This is a genomic window from Pantoea folii (assembly GCF_056678875.1).
Map to the genome: position 1 here is coordinate 198,192 of NZ_JBWXON010000007.1, position 16,773 is coordinate 214,964.

Genomic DNA, 16,773 nt, shown 5'->3' on the forward strand with positions numbered 1-16,773 from the left:
TCCTGGGAAACCGTTATTACAGTTTCTTCGCTTTTTCTACAGCTTCTTCGATAGCGCCGACCATGTAGAACGCCTGCTCTGGCAGGTGGTCGAATTCGCCTTCCATGATGCCTTTGAAGCCACGGATAGTGTCTTTCAGGGTCACGTACTTACCTGGAGAACCGGTGAAGACTTCAGCAACGAAGAACGGCTGAGACAGGAAGCGCTGAATCTTACGCGCACGTGCCACCAACAGTTTGTCTTCTTCAGACAGCTCGTCCATACCGAGGATGGCGATGATGTCTTTCAGTTCCTGGTAACGCTGCAGCAGAGACTGCACGCCACGCGCAACGTCGTAGTGCTCCTGACCCACGATCAGTGGATCCAGCTGACGGCTGGTTGAATCCAGCGGGTCAACAGCTGGGTAGATACCCAGAGAGGCGATCTGACGGCTCAGCGTAACGGTTGAGTCTAAGTGAGCAAAGGTGGTTGCTGGTGATGGGTCGGTCAAGTCATCCGCAGGAACGTAAACGGCCTGTACAGAGGTGATTGAACCCGTCTTAGTGGAGGTAATACGCTCCTGCAACACACCCATCTCTTCTGCCAGCGTTGGCTGGTAGCCTACCGCAGATGGCATACGACCCAGCAGTGCTGATACTTCAGTACCGGCCAGGGTGTAACGGTAGATGTTATCGATGAACAGCAGAACGTCACGGCCTTCATCACGGAATTTCTCCGCCATGGTCAGACCGGTCAGTGCTACGCGCAGACGGTTACCCGGCGGCTCGTTCATCTGGCCATACACCAGCGCTACTTTATCGATAACGTTGGAGTCAGTCATTTCGTGGTAGAAGTCGTTACCCTCACGAGTACGTTCACCCACACCAGCAAATACCGAGTAACCTGAGTGCTCAGCCGCGATGTTACGGATCAGCTCCATCATGTTTACGGTTTTACCTACACCCGCACCACCGAACAGACCGACTTTACCGCCCTTAGCGAACGGACACATCAGGTCGATAACCTTGATGCCGGTTTCCAGCAGCTCTTGCGAGTTAGACTGATCTTCATAAGAAGGCGCAGCACGGTGAATAGAGGAAACCTCTACAGTGGTGCCGTCGTCATTCTGCAGGTCGCCTTTCATGTCGATTGGTTCGCCCAATACGTTCATGATACGGCCGAGGGTTGCTTTACCAACCGGTACCTGGATCGGTTTTTTCAGGTCGGTAACTTGCAGACCGCGCTTCAGGCCGTCAGAAGTACCCATGGCGATGGTACGAACCACGCCACCACCCAGCTGCTGCTGAACTTCCAGCACCAGACGAGCATCACCATTTTGAACCTCAAGCGCGCTATATACCTGCGGTACCGCGTCCTGAGGGAATTCGACGTCAACTACGGCGCCGATAATCTGGACAATCTTTCCAGCTGCCATCTTGAATCCTCTACCTAATACGAGAATATCCGGCCGCGCTCGCGCGACAGGATATATGCCTGGTTAAACCGCGGAGGCTCCCGAGACGATCTCGGTAAGTTCCTGGGTGATGCTGGCCTGACGAGCTTTGTTGTAAACCAACTGCAGCTCTTTGATCAGGTTTCCGCCGTTATCGGTTGCAGCTTTCATTGCCACCATACGTGCAGCCTGCTCACTGGCCAGGTTTTCCACCACACCCTGATAAACCTGCGATTCGACATAACGGCGCAGCAGGGTATCCAGCAGCGCTTTCGGATCGGGTTCGTACAGGTAATCCCAGGTCTTCGCCTTCATCTCTTCTTCACCTTCCGCTGGCGGTAACGGCAGCAGTTGGGTAATGGTCGGAGTCTGAGACATGGTGTTATTAAACTTGTTGCTGACGATATACAGCTTGTCGATGCGGCCTTCATCATAGGCCTGCAACATCACTTTTACCGGGCCGATAAGATCAGACAGTGCAGGCTTGTCGCCCATACCAGTGACCTGTGCCACGATGTTGCCACCGACAGAGCCGAAGAATGAATTGCCTTTAGAACCGATAACGGCCAGATCGCTCTGTACACCTTTATCAGCCCAGCCTTTCATATCTGCCAGCAATTTTTTGAACAGGTTAATGTTCAAACCACCACAAAGCCCGCGGTCAGTCGAAACGACCAGGTAGCCGACGCGCTTAACGTCACGCTCATCCAGGTAAGGGTGCTTGTATTCCAGATTACCGAGAGCAAGGTGACCAATCACTTTGCGCATGGTATCTGCATACGGACGGCTGGCCGCCATGCGTTCCTGCGTTTTACGCATTTTGGAGGCGGCGACCATTTCCATCGCTTTGGTGATCTTCTGCGTATTTTTTACGCTTCCAATCTTGGTACGTATTTCTTTTGCACCGGCCATTAGCTTCTCCTCAAAGCCTTGCGGCCTGCCTTTTCAGACAAGCCGCCAGACATTACCAGGACTGGGTTGCTTTAAACGTTTCGAGGAGGCCTTTCAGCTTCTCTTCGATTTCGTTATTAAAGTTGCCCGCTTGGTTGATTTCAGCCATCAGCTCGGCGTGATCGCGGTCTGCGAACGCCAGCAGAGCGGCTTCGAAGCTGCCGATTTTCGCCAGTTCAACGTCGTTCAGGAAGCCGCGCTCAGCAGCAAACAGCACCAGACCCTGTTGCGCGACAGACATCGGCGCATACTGTTTCTGTTTCAGCAGCTCGGTCACTTTCTGACCGTGGCTCAGCTGTTTACGCGTTGCATCGTCCAGATCGGATGCGAACTGAGAGAACGCAGCCAGTTCACGATACTGTGCCAGAGCGGTACGGATACCACCGGACAGTTTCTTGATGATCTTGGTCTGTGCAGCACCACCAACACGGGATACAGAGATACCCGGGTTAACGGCTGGACGAATACCGGAGTTGAACAGGTTCGATTCCAGGAAGATCTGACCATCAGTAATCGAGATTACGTTGGTCGGAACGAACGCAGAAACGTCACCCGCCTGAGTTTCGATGATTGGCAGCGCGGTCAGAGAACCGGTCTGGCCTTTCACAGCACCGTTAGTGAAACGCTCAACGTAGTCAGCGCTTACGCGTGATGCACGCTCCAGCAGACGAGAGTGGAGATAGAACACGTCGCCTGGGAATGCTTCACGACCTGGTGGACGGCGCAGCAGCAGTGAAATCTGACGGTAAGCAACAGCCTGCTTAGACAGGTCATCGTATACGATCAGGGCATCTTCACCGCGGTCACGGAAGTACTCACCCATTGCGCAACCGGCGTATGGCGCCAGGTATTGCAGTGCAGCGGATTCAGAAGCAGAAGCCACAACGACGATGGTGTTAGCCAACGCGCCGTGTTCTTCCAGCTTACGTACCACGTTAGAAATGGTTGACGCTTTCTGGCCAATCGCAACGTAGACACACTTGATGCCTGAATCGCGCTGGTTGATGATGGCGTCGATTGCCATTGCGGTTTTACCGGTCTGACGGTCACCGATGATCAGCTCACGCTGGCCACGGCCGATTGGAATCATCGCATCGACAGATTTGTAACCGGTCTGAACAGGCTGGTCTACAGACTGACGGTCGATAACGCCCGGTGCAATCACTTCAACCGGCGAGAAGCCGTCGTTGTCGATTGCGCCTTTACCGTCGATCGGTGCACCCAGGGTGTTCACCACACGGCCCAGCAGGCCACGGCCAACTGGAACTTCAAGAATACGGCCAGTACATTTAACCTTCATGCCTTCGGCGAGGTCAGCGTACGGGCCCATCACTACTGCACCAACCGAGTCACGCTCGAGGTTCAGTGCGATAGCGTAACGGTTACCCGGCAGGGCAATCATCTCACCCTGCATCACATCGGCCAGGCCGTGTACGCGGATGATACCGTCACTTACAGAAACAATAGTACCTTCGTTGTGAGCTTCGCTCACCACATTGAACTGAGCAATGCGCTGCTTGATCAGTTCGCTGATTTCGGTGGAATTCAGTTGCATATGCTCCAGTCCCCTTAAGACTGCAAGACGTCTGCCAGACGATCAAGACGGCCGCGTACGCTACCATCAATGACCAGGTCACCCGCACGGATAACCACACCTGCCATTACAGACTTGTCAATTTTGCAATTCAGCTTAACTTTGCGTGACAGACGTTTTTCCATCGCGGCGCTGATTTTACTCAGCTGGCTGTCACTCAGGGTACTGGCAGAAATCACATCCACTTCGGCGGTCGCTTCATAAGCGTCACGCAGTTGGATGTACTGTTCCAGTACCGCTGGAAGTGCTGTCAAACGTCCGTTTTCCGCCATTACCTTAATCAGGTTCTGAGCGGGTTCATCAAGTTGATCGCCACATACCGCGTTGAAAGAAGCAGACAAAGCTTCCGGCGCGAGCGCACCGGAAAGAAGATCTGCCATCTGTTCGTTGCGAGCCACTTCAGCGGCAAACGCCAGCATGGTCTGCCAACGATCGATACTTTGATGCTCAACAGCAAAGTCAAAAGCTGCTTTGGCGTAGGGGCGAGCTACAGTAATCAGATCAGACATCAGCCCCTCCCTCCTTACAGTTCAGCGACCAGTTTATCAACGATGTCGCTGTTAGCAGCTTCATCCACGGAACGTTCGATGATTTTCTCGGCGCCAGCTAATGCCAGCAACGCGACTTGCTTACGCAGCTCTTCACGGGCACGTGAACGCTCGGCTTCGATTTCTGCCTGCGCTTGTGCCACGATGCGGTTACGTTCAGTCTCAGCTTCGGTTTTCGCTTCGTCCAGAATCTGTGCACGGCGTTTGTTCGCCTGCTCGATAATGACCTGAGCGTCTTCTTTCGCTTTTTTCAGCTGGTCGGTCGCATTGGCCTGCGCGAGATCTAAATCTTTCTTCGCGCGCTCAGCAGAAGCAAGGCCATCAGAAATTTCTTTCTGGCGCTTCTCGATGGCAGCCATGATCGGCGGCCATACGTACTTCATGCAGAACGCGACAAACAGAATGAACGCGATGGCCTGGCCGAGGATTGTTGCATTAATGTTCACAGCACAATGCCTCTTATTAAGTTAACTTGCTCTGCCGCTATCAGCGATAAACGGCAGAATCCGTTCCTCATCACACCGGGTGCCATGAGTGAACAAGGCTACCAGGTTTAGGCGACCGCAAACATCACGTAGAGACCCAGACCTACAGCGATCATTGGGATTGCATCCACCAGACCCATTACAACAAAGAACTGCGTACGCAGCAGAGGAATCAGATCCGGTTGACGCGCAGCGCCTTCCAGGAATTTGCCTCCGAGGATGCCGATACCGATCGCAGCACCGATTGCCGCCAGGCCCATCATCACAGCGGCAGCCATGTACAGCAGATCCATATTCAGGTTTTCCATGACAGTCTCCAGTTTGTTTCAGTTAAAAGCTTAGTGTTGAGATAAAAAAATCAATGTTCTTCAGATGCCATCGACAGATAGACGATCGTGAGGACCATGAAAATGAAAGCCTGCAGCGAAATGATCAGGATGTGGAAAATGGCCCATGGCACATTCAACACCCACTGCGACCACCACGGCAGCAAGCCGGCAATCAGGATAAAGATCAGTTCACCCGCATACATGTTGCCGAACAGTCGCAGACCGAGTGAAACCGGTTTAGACAGCAGGCTAACACCTTCAAGAATCAGGTTGATTGGGATGAAGATCGGGTGATTAAAAGGCTGCAGCGTCAGTTCTTTGGTGAAGCCGCCAATGCCTTTCATTTTGATGCTGTAGAACAGAATCAAAATAAAGACGCCCAACGCCATAGACAGCGTGATGTTCACATCTGCAGACGGCACAACGCGCAGCGCTGGCAGGCCAAGATAGTGCTCACCGATAAACGGCAGCAAATCGATAGGCAGCAGATCCATGAAGTTCATCAGGAAGACCCAGACAAAAATTGTCAGAGCCAGCGGGGCGATAAGTTTGCTTTTACCGTGGTACATGTCGCGAACGTTGTTATCAACGAAACCGACAACCAGTTCGATAGCCGCTTGAAGTTTCCCTGGCACACCGCTGGTGGCGCTTTTTGCCACTTTACGGAACAACACCAGGAAAAGCAGTCCCAGTACCACAGAGAAAAACATGGAATCGATATTTAATACCCAGAACGTCGCAGGAGCGTCGTGCGGATTCACCAACTCGAAAGTACGCAGGTCCAGCTGAAGGTTATTCAGGTGGTGACCTATGTATTCTTGCGGAGTAGAGATTTCTCCAGCAGCCATGATGCCTCTTACCCTTTGTTGTTAATTACAGCCGGCGCGACGATCTGCACCACCAGCACCGATAACCAAGTGATTGCGAGAGGCCAGAAGACCGCTCCAAACACACCTAACGCCACCATGAGAAGAATGACTGTCGTGAAGACCTTCAACACTTCACCGAGGGCGAAGCTCCAGGCCACACGACCTTTGGCAGGCGTTTGATCCTGCAGGCGCCAGGCTAAAAACATAAACAACACATTCGGCAGCCAGGCTGCCGCTCCACCCGCGATGGCGGAGGCGCCCCAGATAACATCTTTCAGAGTAAAGAGTGCACCGATGATGACAAACGTCACCAGCTGGATCACCAGCACGGTCCGGGCTAATTTCACACTGTAAAGAGACACTGACATGGCGTTGAACTCTCCTGCCCCGAACGGGGTATGTCGCGTGTCGTATAAGACTGCCTTTACTCATTTGAGTCAAGCAGCAAAAGCCGTGCAAATTATACGGGCGCCACCTGCGATTTCAATCGGTAAGTAGCGAAAAGGTGAACAATTATTTAAATTTCTTTCTGGAGGGCTATTTTTCAAAACATCACCTTCCACTATGACTCAGCTAAATCGCTGAAATTGCCTTGTTGGCTTGCTTTTAAAGCGTGCTTCAGATCACATTATAGGCAATAGCCTGGCGAATGAATTTGTTTTAAGCATGAATTTTAAGATTTCAAAAGTGATGAAAGCTGTTTTTTATCATGACGATAGAATTATCCATCCGGTATCATGTCATGATTTTCGATAAAAACACTCTATTGACATCGTACATCGCAATAAAAACGTAAAACTGATATTACGCACGCCGATTTATTGCAGAGTTATATTTTCTGACGTGACTATTTGCGCAGGTAAATACAGCCAATAAAGTGATCTAACTGATAATGAAATGTGAAATGTTCGTTAAATGTAACAGAGCTTTTCGGATAATTTCCGTGGCGCTTGTTAACTGTCTCACCCTGCCCTGCCGAATAAAAGCTTTTGACTAAAAGTGTTCAACTGCTGTTTTTTTATTCAGGACGTTTTCACTGACTAAAGGTGCGGTTGGTGTTAAATCCGCACCTTCTTTATGGCTATTGGCGAGACAGCACCACTAAATGACGTTCACCATCCAGTTCTGGCACATGCAGTGATTCAATCTTCTCCACCACAAAGCCCGCAGGCAAGGCTGAAATTTCATCATCCGGACGCACCCCCTTCAATGCGTAGAAGCGGCCTGAGGTGCCCGGTAAATGATGACACCAGTTCAGCATGTCTTCCAGCGAAGCAAAGGCACGGCTGATAACGCCATCAAACGGTGGTTCTGCGGGGAACTCTTCCACACGACTTTGTACCGGGGTGATGTTAGTGAGCCCTAACTCATGTTGTACCTGACGCAGGAAACGGATGCGTTTTCCCAGGCTATCCAGCAGCGTAAAATGCGCCTGCGGACGGACAATGGCTAACGGAATCCCTGGCAGACCCGGCCCGGTGCCCACATCAATAAAGCGCTCGCCTTGTAAATGCGGTTCGACGACCACGCTGTCGAGAATATGGCGCACCAGCATCTGCTGCGGATCGCGCACCGATGTCAGGTTGTACGCCTTGTTCCACTTATGCAGCAATTCTACATAGCCGACGAGCTGCTGTTTTTGTTGATCGGTAAGTGAAATATTTGCCGCATCGAGCAGCTGGGAGAGTTTGTTAATCACAAGGAACGTTCCATAAACGGGGGCGAGTGACCTCGCCCCAGGGTCGATCAGGCACTTTTACGCAGCAGGCCCTGTTTTTTCAGGTAAATCAGCAAAATGGAGATAGCTGCTGGTGTAATGCCTGAAATACGCGAGGCCTGCCCAATGGAGGTAGGTTTGTGATCGTTGAGTTTGGCGATCACTTCATTCGACAAGCCATTAACCTGACGATAGTCGAGATCGCCAGGCAGTAAGGTGTTTTCGTTGCGTTGCTGGCGGTCAATTTCTTCCTGCTGGCGTGCAATGTACCCTTCATACTTCACCTGAATCTCAACCTGCTCTGCAGATTGCTCGTCAGATAATGCCGGGCCATAACTCGGTAACGTCATCAGCAGTTCGTAGGTCATTTCCGGGCGACGCAACAGATCTTCACCGCTGGCTTCTTTCGTCAGTGGCGCACTGATGACGCTATTCACTTCGCCCACATTGTCTGATTTCGGATGTACCCACAGATCGCGCAGGCGCTGGCGCTCCTGCTCAATCGCTTCCAGCTTCTGGTTATAACGCGCCCAACGCGCATCATCGACCAGACCCAACTCGCGACCTTTTTCTGTCAAACGCAGATCGGCGTTGTCTTCACGCAGCATCAAACGATATTCCGCGCGCGAGGTAAACATGCGGTACGGCTCTTTGGTGCCGAGCGTGCAGAGATCGTCAACCAGCACACCGAGATAAGCCTGGTCGCGACGCGGCGCCCAGCCCTCTTTGTCTGCTGAGGCACGTGCAGCGTTCAAACCGGCCAGCAAGCCCTGCGCCGCAGCTTCTTCATAACCGGTGGTGCCGTTAATCTGACCGGCAAAGAACAGGCCGTGGATAAATTTGCTTTCCAGCGTCGGCTTCAGATCACGCGGATCGAAGAAATCGTACTCGATGGCATAGCCTGGGCGCACAATCTTCGCGTTCTCCAGACCTTTCATCGAACGGACGATCTGCATCTGTACGTCAAACGGCAAGCTGGTGGAGATACCGTTCGGGTAGATCTCGTTGCTGGTCAGCCCTTCCGGTTCAAGAAAGATCTGATGCGCATTACGATCGGCAAAGCGCATCACTTTGTCTTCGATCGATGGGCAGTAACGTGGTCCGATCCCTTCAATGATCCCGGCATACATCGGGCTGCGATCGAGGTTATTGCGGATCACATCGTGCGTTTGTTCGTTGGTATGGGTGATCCAGCATGGAACTTGTTGCGGATGCTGAGAAACATTACCCATAAACGAGAACACCGGCATTGGCGTATCGCCATGCTGCGGTGTCAGCACCGAAAAATCTATGGTGCGTGCATCAATACGGGGCGGCGTACCAGTTTTCAGACGATTTACGCGCAGCGGCAAAGCACGCAGGCGTTTCGCCAGTGGAATGGATGGCGGATCGCCAGCACGGCCACCGCTGTAGTTATCCAGACCAATATGAATTTTGCCGTCAAGGAATGTCCCGACTGTCAGCACCACAGTTTTGGCACGGAATTTCAGGCCCATCTGCGTGACAGCACCGACGACGCGATCGTTCTCCACAATCAGATCTTCAACGGCCTGCTGGAAGATCATCAGGTTCGGCTGGTTCTCCAACGCCGTACGTACTGCCTGGCGATAGAGCACGCGGTCGGCTTGCGCACGCGTTGCCCGCACAGCAGGGCCTTTGCTCGCGTTTAGTATCCTAAACTGAATACCGGCCTGGTCAATTGCTGTCGCCATCAAACCGCCTAAGGCATCCACTTCCTTCACCAGGTGTCCTTTCCCAATGCCACCAATCGCCGGGTTGCAGGACATTTGTCCAAGCGTATCAATGTTATGGGTGAGTAACAGCGTTTGCTGACCCATTCGGGCAGCGGCCATCGCGGCTTCTGTGCCCGCATGACCACCACCGATTACGATGACGTCAAAAGGATCTGGATAAAACATGAAGTGGGTCCTCGTTAATGTTCGGACAGGGATCGTTGCCCTGGGCGGTGGATTCTACTGAAATTCTGTCGACTGCGAAAGCCGCGGGATCCTGCGGTTTAAAAGAAAGGATCTTTATTCTTTTATATGATCTCTCTGTTAGATCTCTTATTAGGATCGTCAGGGTCTGTTGATAACCCCGAAAAGCAAAGCATTAACAGAGGATTAGAGAGGATCGCTTGCTGTGAATGATCGGTGATCCTGATCCGTATAAGCTGGGATCTAAATGGCGACTTATACACAGCCGAAAAAAGCACCACGGGTTGTTATTGGGATAACTACCGGTTATACGCAAGATTAAGGCTGTGTTATCCACAGACAATGGCATAAAAAAAACAATAAAACAGCGAAATAAACTGGGGATCGTTCACTTTTCCCGATCCCCAACCGGCAAAGATCGTCTTAAATCTGCGTTTTCCAGGTCTCGACCCACACTTCAGCCGGATCTTCAGGAATCTCATGTTCGAGAACGTCGATCTCCAGGCGATCGCCAATGCGTTTGGCGCCTAACTGGTTGAGTTGATCTTCCAGCAGCTTAATGGCACCGCAGAAAAGGTCATATTCATGGTTGCCGATACCCACTGCGCCATAACGTACCGCGGTAAGATCCGGCTGCGTCTCCTGCAAGGCTTCATATAAAGGAAGCAGATTGTCTGGCAGTTCGCCCGCACCGTGCGTGGAAGTCACAATCAGCCAGATCCCTTCCTGTGGCAGCTCGTCCAGCTCTGGCCCGTGCAGCACCTCGGTTGAAAAGCCCGCTTCCTGCAGTTTTGCTTCCAGATGTTCGGCGACGTATTCGGCGCTGCCAAGGGTACTGCCACTGATTAAGGTAATATCGGCCATGATCTTCTCCCGCACTAAAGGCGAGCATTGTACGCTGTGATCAAGCCGTGATCCACCTGTGGAAAACAGGGTTAATAACAGAAAGCATCAGGCGACAAGGCGCATCACACAAGTGATCCGCCTGGGAAAAGGTTGTGCACAGGAAAGAGAGGGAATTACGGCTTGATGGTACGCATGATCGGGTTTTGCAACGAGATCAGGGTTTCGGTGGACTGGATTTCGTCTATGGTCTGGATCTTGTTGATCAACACCTGCTGAAGTGCATCGATGGATCGGCACATCACCTTAATAAAGATGCTGTAGTGGCCGGTGGTGTACCAGGCTTCTACCACTTCATCCAGCGCCTCCAGCTTGCTGAGTGCTGCGGGATAATCGCGGGCGCTTTTCAGAATGATGCCGATAAAGCAGCAGACATCAAAACCCAACTGACGAGGATCGATTTCAACACGAGTGCCCAGGATAATGCCTGCCTGGCGCATTTTTTCTACGCGTACGTGAATGGTGCCGGGGCTGACATTAAACTGTTTGGCCAGCTCGGCATATGCGGTGCGCGCGTTTTCCAACAGCGCATTGAGAATGCCGCGATCAAGGTTATCCAGTTGCAGTTGTTCTGCCATCATCCATCCTCTTTAAGTTCTTCTTCTATGAACAGTGGAGAATGTGCAGCAAATTAGCAGTGCAGGCAAGGTGCAGACCGCGTGGTAGCCGCAGTCTGCACGCTTTTTTATCGCTTACGCCAGATTGTGAGCTGCGCTTCGGTATGTTGATACTTGCGCGCCGTCTCGCGGATCACAAACGGCACATCCTGCGGCGGCACCACTTCTTCAAAGGCATCACGCAGCAAACGCTGCAATGCCTGATAGGTCGTCAAAGCTTCACCGTTCTCACGCACGCCGCCCAGCCAGTTCTCCTTCGGCGTGAATTCCTCCAGCCAGGTATAAGGCGACGAAAGCACCAAAAGCCCGCCAGAGCGGATCATCGGGATGACGTCCTGCAGGAAACGTTTTGGCTGACGCAGACGATCGATCAGGTTTGAAGCCAATACCAGATCGTAACGATCCGGCTGCGGTTTAAGATTACAGGCGTCGCCCTGCACAAACTGAATGCGTGCCGCTTGCTCGTCACTAACATTAAAGTCCTTCAGACGCACCTGGCGATATTCCACCAGCTCGCCCTCTTCCGGCACCACATAGCGGAAGTCCTCACCGGAGGTCAGCTGCAGCGCCACATCAATAAAGCGCGCGGAATAATCCATGCCAGTAACCGTCGCGAAATGGCGTGCCAATTCAAAACTGGCACGGCCGGTCGCGCAGCCGAGGTCCAGAGCCACACCGCGTTGCTTGCAGTGCGGCAGCAGTTTTTCCACCAGCGCCACGGCGTAATTCGGCACGTTGTAGTAGCCCGGTCCGTACTGGAAATCGAGATATTGTGACACCATGCTGTCCGTTTCATACGGATTGAGTGCCATGGTCTCTTCATGTGAGGAGACCACATAGCGGAAACCGGCGTGCTGGAAGAAATGACGACGGAAGGCATAACGAGCCGATTTTAACGCCTCGTTGCCGGTGGAAATCCAACTGCCACCTTTAATCAGCGCGTGTTTGCCATCAAAGGTCGGCGTTGAGAAATCGTCATACAGCGGATGAACTTTGAAACCTTCGAAACCGTTAGTTGGCGTTGTGGTCCACTGCCAGACGTTGCCAACAATGTCGAAAAACTCGCCCTGCGCAAAGCGATCCACAGGACTGGATGAAGCCCAATAGGCCAGATTGATATTGCCGGGCGCCTCGATCCAGTCGGGCTGATCGCCGCTCACCTGTTCGCGTAGCTGCATCCATTCGGCTTCACAAGGGAGTTGAATAGATTTACCCGTCTCTTCCGCCAGCCAGCGACAAAACGCGGCGGCTTCAAGCTGATTCACTTCCGCTGGCCAGTCCCACGGCAGAGCGACTTCTTCAGCCATTAAGCGCAGTTTCAGCTGATCGGGTTGCGATATGTCACCCACCCAGAAGGTGGGCATCTGCGCGCCAGAGAATTCACGCCAGCCCCAGCCTTCCTCATCCCACCAGCGTTGATCCTGATAGCCATTAGCGGCGATAAAGCGATAGAACTCGGCGTTGCTGACCAGCATTTTACTGGCCTTAAATGGTTTGAGTTCAGTTACCTGATTGCCGTATTCGTTATCCCAGCCGTAAGTGTCATCCGTTTTGCCTTGTTGCAGGCGACCGCCAGGCATCGCAATCAGCGAGTTATCCGGAACCGATGCGCGATCGTGGCGCGCCTGCGGACAAACCGGCCAATGCGCCTGCGGTTTTACCCATTCGATCGGAAGCTGGCGGATCAGCACGCTGGAGGTTTCCAGGTGGATACGCTCATGTTCAATGCCCATCAATATCACCCACGCCGGGCTTTCCCAGGTGATCGGCAGTTCCAGCGGCATGGTGCGAATAAACTCGCTCACCAGGTTTTTGACTTTTCCACGGTAGTCACGCACCTCTTCGACCGTCGGCCAGGCGTAATGGCTGTCGTTGAGATCGTCCCAGCTCATCTCGTCCACGCCGATTGCCATCATGGCTTCGATGCGATCGTCCACGCGGTTGTCCAGATAGCGACCCGCCATCAGCTTATTCATATAGAACGTAGCGGTGTGGCCAAAGTAGAAGATCAGCGGATGGCGTAATGAGATCGCTTTGTTGAAATACGCGCGTTCGTCGGCAAGGCAATCAAACAGGCTTTCGTACAGCTCCCAGGTTTGGGTGAAATACGCCAGCAGCTCGCTCCGTTTTTGTTCGGCGTTTTGGCCGGAGAGCTGCAAAGTGCGGGTCGGTGCAGGAAGTTGGGCGGTGTTCACAAGATGCTCCAGATGCTCAGTGTGCGAACTATTCACTATAGCAAATAAGCATTTCTGCCAGATGAATTAGCGTTTCCAGCGGCGCAGCAGGCGGCTTTTCAGTCCGGTATCGAAGCGCCAGATATGATCGAAGATACGCAGAATGCCCGGTTTACCGTGAAGCGACATCGCCACCGCGTGGAAACGTTGTTGATGATGGCGCTGGCGTTGCTTGATAGCGTTGATGGTGTCATCCGGTAAACGTTGGGCGATAAAATCCGACACGATCACCGCATCGGCCTCATCCCAGACGCTGCCCTCCATACGTTTAACCACCGCAGCAAGGCAAGCCGCCAGATCGGTGCCACCACGAAAACGTTGGCTAAGAAAACGGATAGCCTGCTCAATGCCGCTATCGGCAGTGAGTTCGTAGCCAATCACTTCGTGAGCGAACAGCATGATGTAGCAGCGGCGCTTATCGGCTAATGCCACCTTTAACAGCGCAAGGCAGAAGGCTTTGGCGCAGCGCTCGTTAAATCCGCCCATCGAGCCTGATGTATCGACACAAACAATAAAAGGGCCGCGCGGCTGCGCTTCATGTTGCTGGTGGCTGACCGGGCGCAGTGTGACTTTCTCGTGCCAGGCATCACCTTGTAACTGGTAAGTCAGCAGGCGTTTTTCCACCAGGCGACGATAAAATTCCAGCTCCAGCTCGCTAATACTCAAGGCAGCCAGTTCGGGCGGCAGCAAGCGCAACACATCGTCGCTCTGATGAATGCCGCTGACCTCTTCCGGCACATGATCGGGCTCGCGCACCAGTTGGTGAAATTCTTCCAGCGGTGCATCCTGCGACGGCACCGATTTGGCTTCGCGGCTGCGGCCCAACTGCTGCGCCAGTTTCATTAATTCCGGCTGTTGTGCGAGGAAATCGCCATATTGCACAATCAGCTCATAATCACCGTGCTGAAGTGACGCTTTGCTCATATCCCACAAACGTCCGGCTGCGGCTTCATCATCGTCGGTAAGGATTGGCGCCAGCTGGCCACTGATTGCCATCCGTTGCTGCAGCTCGGCCATCAGACGTTCGCGCTGCTCCTCAAGAAGGGTTTCGTTGAGCGTGAGCGTTTGCAGCGTCAGGCTGAGTCGCCAGCGTTGCAAAAACAGCGTGTGCTGAGCATTGCTCAGTTGTTCAGCTTCGTTGTGCAGCAGCAGTTTGCTGGCTTCTTCGAGAAATGGCGACGGCAGGTTTTTTAGCTGCGACATGATGTGGGGAAGCTGGTGGCTGAAATCCTGCGTGCTGATCAATTGCATTTGCTGAAACAGCTGAAACTCCTGCGCCAGCGCTTCCGGCACCGGTGTGGTTTTCATCTGTTCCGCGATTTCAGTGCGCCAGCGGGGTAAATCGCGCATTAAGGCTTGTTTCATGCGCGGAAATTTTTCAAAGAACAGCGCCAGCTGTGGCGACGCGAGCAGGGCCAGAATCAACTCTTCGATTAACTCCGTTTCGCCAATCGATAACAGCGTGCTCAGCGTCTCCAGTGAGATCATTTACGCGCCTGTTTCAGCTGTTCTGCCACATCCTGCAGGCTGGTTTCAATACGTGCCAGCCAGTCATCGCTGATAAACAAGCAGCGCTGGTGCTGGCTAAACAGCGTGCGCTGGGCGCGGAGCTGGGTATCCAGCGCTTCGTATTCATCCTGGATTTCCTGCGGCATGTCGCTACTGTTGCTGGCTCCGGGCAACGTTAAGCGTGTGGATTGCAGGCTGACATCGCGTAGCGTCAGGCAGTGATGCGCGTCCACCAGCAGATCCAGCGTCTGGCCAAAACCAATGCCATTCAGTTTGCCGCGAATTTCACCGCCTTTAATCAGCCACTGGGTTAAGGCTTCACGGGCAATCAGCACATGCGTCACTTGCATGTCGTGCAGCGTTAACGGCTGTTGCAGCATGAGCGTCAGTTGTTCATCGCTGATGGCAGCAGGCAATTCGTAATGGGGTTTGCGGCTAAACATACCGCTGTGTTTCTCCAGCGTCAGCGCTTGTGCCACGCTCTGCTGCTGTTGCAAGGCGAGACGACGTGCTTTGATCTGCTGCAGTTTGTGCAGCAACGCCTGCTGTTGCCAGGCGTGCTGGGTCATCAAAGCATCAATTTCGCGATCCAATAGCTGCATCGATGCGACGTCATGCCACAGGCAATCCTTGAGCAGAATCAGATCGATCGGCGCAATGGTCACGCGGCCACTGTAAAACGCACTGGCCTGCAGCAGATGAATCGCTTTTTTCCAGCGGCGATCGGAAATGTAAGGTGCGCTGGGCAAATTCTCCAGTTGCTGACGCAGTTGGTAAATCAGCTCAAACACATGATCAGGTAAGGAGACCTGGCTGATGCCTTTCTGCCACTGGTGATACTCTTCATCACTGATGCGCAGCGCTTCCGTCACCGGATTATCATTTTCGTCCTGCTGGTGGGTGAGCATGCTGCGGAAGTTCTGCTTCTCATGCACGTTATCCAGCCATAGGCGAATCAACATGCGATCATACAAGGCTTCCAGCCCGCTATCGGCCTCCGGCAATTCGTTGGAAGCGGTCACCAGCAGGCGCATCGGAATCTTTTCTTCGCTGTCGCCATTGCGAAAGCGGCGTTCGTTGATGGCGGTGAGTAAGGTGTTCAATATCGCCGGGCCGGCTTTCCAGATTTCATCAAGGAAGACGATTTCGGCATCCGGCAGATAGCCTTTGGTTAATCGCTGATAACGACCTTCATCTTTTAACGCCTGAATCGACAGCGGGCCAAACACTTCTTCAGGGGTAGAAAAACGGGTCATCAGGTATTCAAAGGCGCGGGCGTGTTGGAAGGCGTATTTCAGGCGGCGGGCAATCAAGCTCTTGGCAATGCCGGGCGGCCCCAGCAAAAATACGCTCTCGCCACTGAGTGCAGCTAATAAGCAAAGGCGGATCGCATGATGCCGTTCATACAGCCCTTTCTCCAGGGCGTTACTCAGGCGAGAAATTCTTTCTGCCAAAAGATGGGGTTGAGCCATAATCACATCATTGTCCTTCTGATCCTGGAGCCGTCATATTCTGGCGAGCGCAATACTCTACTGGTTATCATGCTTGATTGCGTTGATAGCCGTCAGCTTTTTTGTTTCAGAAGGTTGAGGCGAGAGAACTCGCTGCTTCAGACGGTTTTTGGCGCCTAATTTCGGCGAAAAACCGC

At 52.9% G+C, this 16,773-nt stretch carries 15 protein-coding genes; all 15 read right to left on the minus strand.

Translation table 11 applies throughout. The annotated features are described in order from the left end of the window. Positions 1-16: 16 nt before the first annotated feature. The 15 genes from atpD to ravA all read right to left on the minus strand — a co-directional run bounded on the left by atpD (position 17) and on the right by ravA (position 16,597). Entirely contained in the window at positions 17-1,414 is a 1,398-nt protein-coding gene (gene atpD / locus AC1MDE_RS10910; RefSeq protein ID WP_034830039.1) for a F0F1 ATP synthase subunit beta, read from the minus strand. A 63-nt stretch (positions 1,415-1,477) separates the two neighbouring features. Then, positions 1,478-2,344 (minus strand): F0F1 ATP synthase subunit gamma, encoded by an 867-nt coding sequence (gene atpG, locus AC1MDE_RS10915; protein ID WP_034830040.1) that lies wholly within the window; start codon positions 2,342-2,344, stop codon positions 1,478-1,480. A gap of 52 nt (positions 2,345-2,396) precedes the next feature. Further along, complete coding sequence (atpA, locus tag AC1MDE_RS10920) at positions 2,397-3,938, minus strand: F0F1 ATP synthase subunit alpha (protein ID WP_058961695.1); 1,542 nt, start codon at positions 3,936-3,938, stop codon at positions 2,397-2,399. 14 nt (positions 3,939-3,952) lie between these two features. Beyond that, a complete protein-coding gene (atpH, locus tag AC1MDE_RS10925; RefSeq protein WP_034830043.1) occupies positions 3,953-4,486 on the minus strand; it encodes a F0F1 ATP synthase subunit delta in 534 nt (177 codons plus the stop codon). A gap of 14 nt (positions 4,487-4,500) precedes the next feature. Continuing rightward, positions 4,501-4,971, minus strand: a complete 471-nt coding sequence (gene atpF, locus AC1MDE_RS10930; protein WP_480344557.1) for a F0F1 ATP synthase subunit B — start codon at positions 4,969-4,971, stop codon at positions 4,501-4,503. A 107-nt stretch (positions 4,972-5,078) separates the two neighbouring features. After that, positions 5,079-5,318, minus strand: coding sequence for a F0F1 ATP synthase subunit C (gene atpE, locus AC1MDE_RS10935; RefSeq protein WP_003849523.1), 240 nt, complete (start codon positions 5,316-5,318; stop codon positions 5,079-5,081). A gap of 50 nt (positions 5,319-5,368) precedes the next feature. After that, positions 5,369-6,187: a F0F1 ATP synthase subunit A gene (atpB, locus tag AC1MDE_RS10940; protein WP_034830046.1), complete on the minus strand. Its 819-nt coding sequence runs from the start codon at positions 6,185-6,187 to the stop codon at positions 5,369-5,371. Positions 6,188-6,195: 8 nt separating this feature from the next. Beyond that, positions 6,196-6,576, minus strand: coding sequence for a F0F1 ATP synthase subunit I (gene atpI / locus AC1MDE_RS10945; protein WP_034830047.1), 381 nt, complete (start codon positions 6,574-6,576; stop codon positions 6,196-6,198). A gap of 713 nt (positions 6,577-7,289) precedes the next feature. Beyond that, positions 7,290-7,907 carry a 16S rRNA (guanine(527)-N(7))-methyltransferase RsmG gene (rsmG, locus tag AC1MDE_RS10950; protein ID WP_038643976.1) on the minus strand — a complete coding sequence of 206 codons (618 nt, stop codon included), beginning with the start codon at positions 7,905-7,907 and terminating at the stop codon, positions 7,290-7,292. A 47-nt stretch (positions 7,908-7,954) separates the two neighbouring features. After that, entirely contained in the window at positions 7,955-9,844 is a 1,890-nt protein-coding gene (gene mnmG / locus AC1MDE_RS10955) for a tRNA uridine-5-carboxymethylaminomethyl(34) synthesis enzyme MnmG (RefSeq protein WP_058961694.1), read from the minus strand. Positions 9,845-10,285: 441 nt separating this feature from the next. Further along, positions 10,286-10,726 (minus strand): FMN-binding protein MioC, encoded by a 441-nt coding sequence (gene mioC / locus AC1MDE_RS10960; RefSeq protein ID WP_058961693.1) that lies wholly within the window; start codon positions 10,724-10,726, stop codon positions 10,286-10,288. 155 nt (positions 10,727-10,881) lie between these two features. Then, complete coding sequence (asnC, locus tag AC1MDE_RS10965; protein ID WP_034830053.1) at positions 10,882-11,343, minus strand: transcriptional regulator AsnC; 462 nt, start codon at positions 11,341-11,343, stop codon at positions 10,882-10,884. Between the two features lie 107 nt (positions 11,344-11,450). Then, positions 11,451-13,577, minus strand: a complete 2,127-nt coding sequence (gene ovoA, locus AC1MDE_RS10970; protein WP_480344558.1) for a 5-histidylcysteine sulfoxide synthase — start codon at positions 13,575-13,577, stop codon at positions 11,451-11,453. A 66-nt stretch (positions 13,578-13,643) separates the two neighbouring features. Further along, complete coding sequence (viaA, locus tag AC1MDE_RS10975) at positions 13,644-15,104, minus strand: ATPase RavA stimulator ViaA (RefSeq protein WP_058961691.1); 1,461 nt, start codon at positions 15,102-15,104, stop codon at positions 13,644-13,646. Then, a complete protein-coding gene (gene ravA / locus AC1MDE_RS10980; protein WP_034830059.1) occupies positions 15,101-16,597 on the minus strand; it encodes an ATPase RavA in 1,497 nt (498 codons plus the stop codon). Before ravA ends, viaA begins: the two co-directional genes overlap by 4 nt. Positions 16,598-16,773: the final 176 nt, after the last annotated feature.

Excerpts from the sequence above, each read along its gene's own strand:
- atpG (WP_034830040.1), bottom strand. The coding sequence starts at position 2,344 with ATGGCCGGTGCAAAAGAAATACGTACCAAGATTGGAAGCGTAAAAAAT.
- asnC (WP_034830053.1), bottom strand. The coding sequence starts at position 11,343 with ATGGCAGAACAACTGCAACTGGATAACCTTGATCGCGGCATTCTCAAT.
- viaA (WP_058961691.1), bottom strand. The coding sequence starts at position 15,104 with ATGATCTCACTGGAGACGCTGAGCACGCTGTTATCGATTGGCGAAACG.
- atpA (WP_058961695.1), bottom strand. The coding sequence starts at position 3,938 with ATGCAACTGAATTCCACCGAAATCAGCGAACTGATCAAGCAGCGCATT.
- atpH (WP_034830043.1), bottom strand. The coding sequence starts at position 4,486 with ATGTCTGATCTGATTACTGTAGCTCGCCCCTACGCCAAAGCAGCTTTT.
- mioC (WP_058961693.1), bottom strand. The coding sequence starts at position 10,726 with ATGGCCGATATTACCTTAATCAGTGGCAGTACCCTTGGCAGCGCCGAA.
- atpD (WP_034830039.1), bottom strand. The coding sequence starts at position 1,414 with ATGGCAGCTGGAAAGATTGTCCAGATTATCGGCGCCGTAGTTGACGTC.
- mnmG (WP_058961694.1), bottom strand. The coding sequence starts at position 9,844 with ATGTTTTATCCAGATCCTTTTGACGTCATCGTAATCGGTGGTGGTCAT.
- atpB (WP_034830046.1), bottom strand. The coding sequence starts at position 6,187 with ATGGCTGCTGGAGAAATCTCTACTCCGCAAGAATACATAGGTCACCAC.
- ravA (WP_034830059.1), bottom strand. The coding sequence starts at position 16,597 with ATGGCTCAACCCCATCTTTTGGCAGAAAGAATTTCTCGCCTGAGTAAC.
- atpI (WP_034830047.1), bottom strand. The coding sequence starts at position 6,576 with ATGTCAGTGTCTCTTTACAGTGTGAAATTAGCCCGGACCGTGCTGGTG.
- atpE (WP_003849523.1), bottom strand. The coding sequence starts at position 5,318 with ATGGAAAACCTGAATATGGATCTGCTGTACATGGCTGCCGCTGTGATG.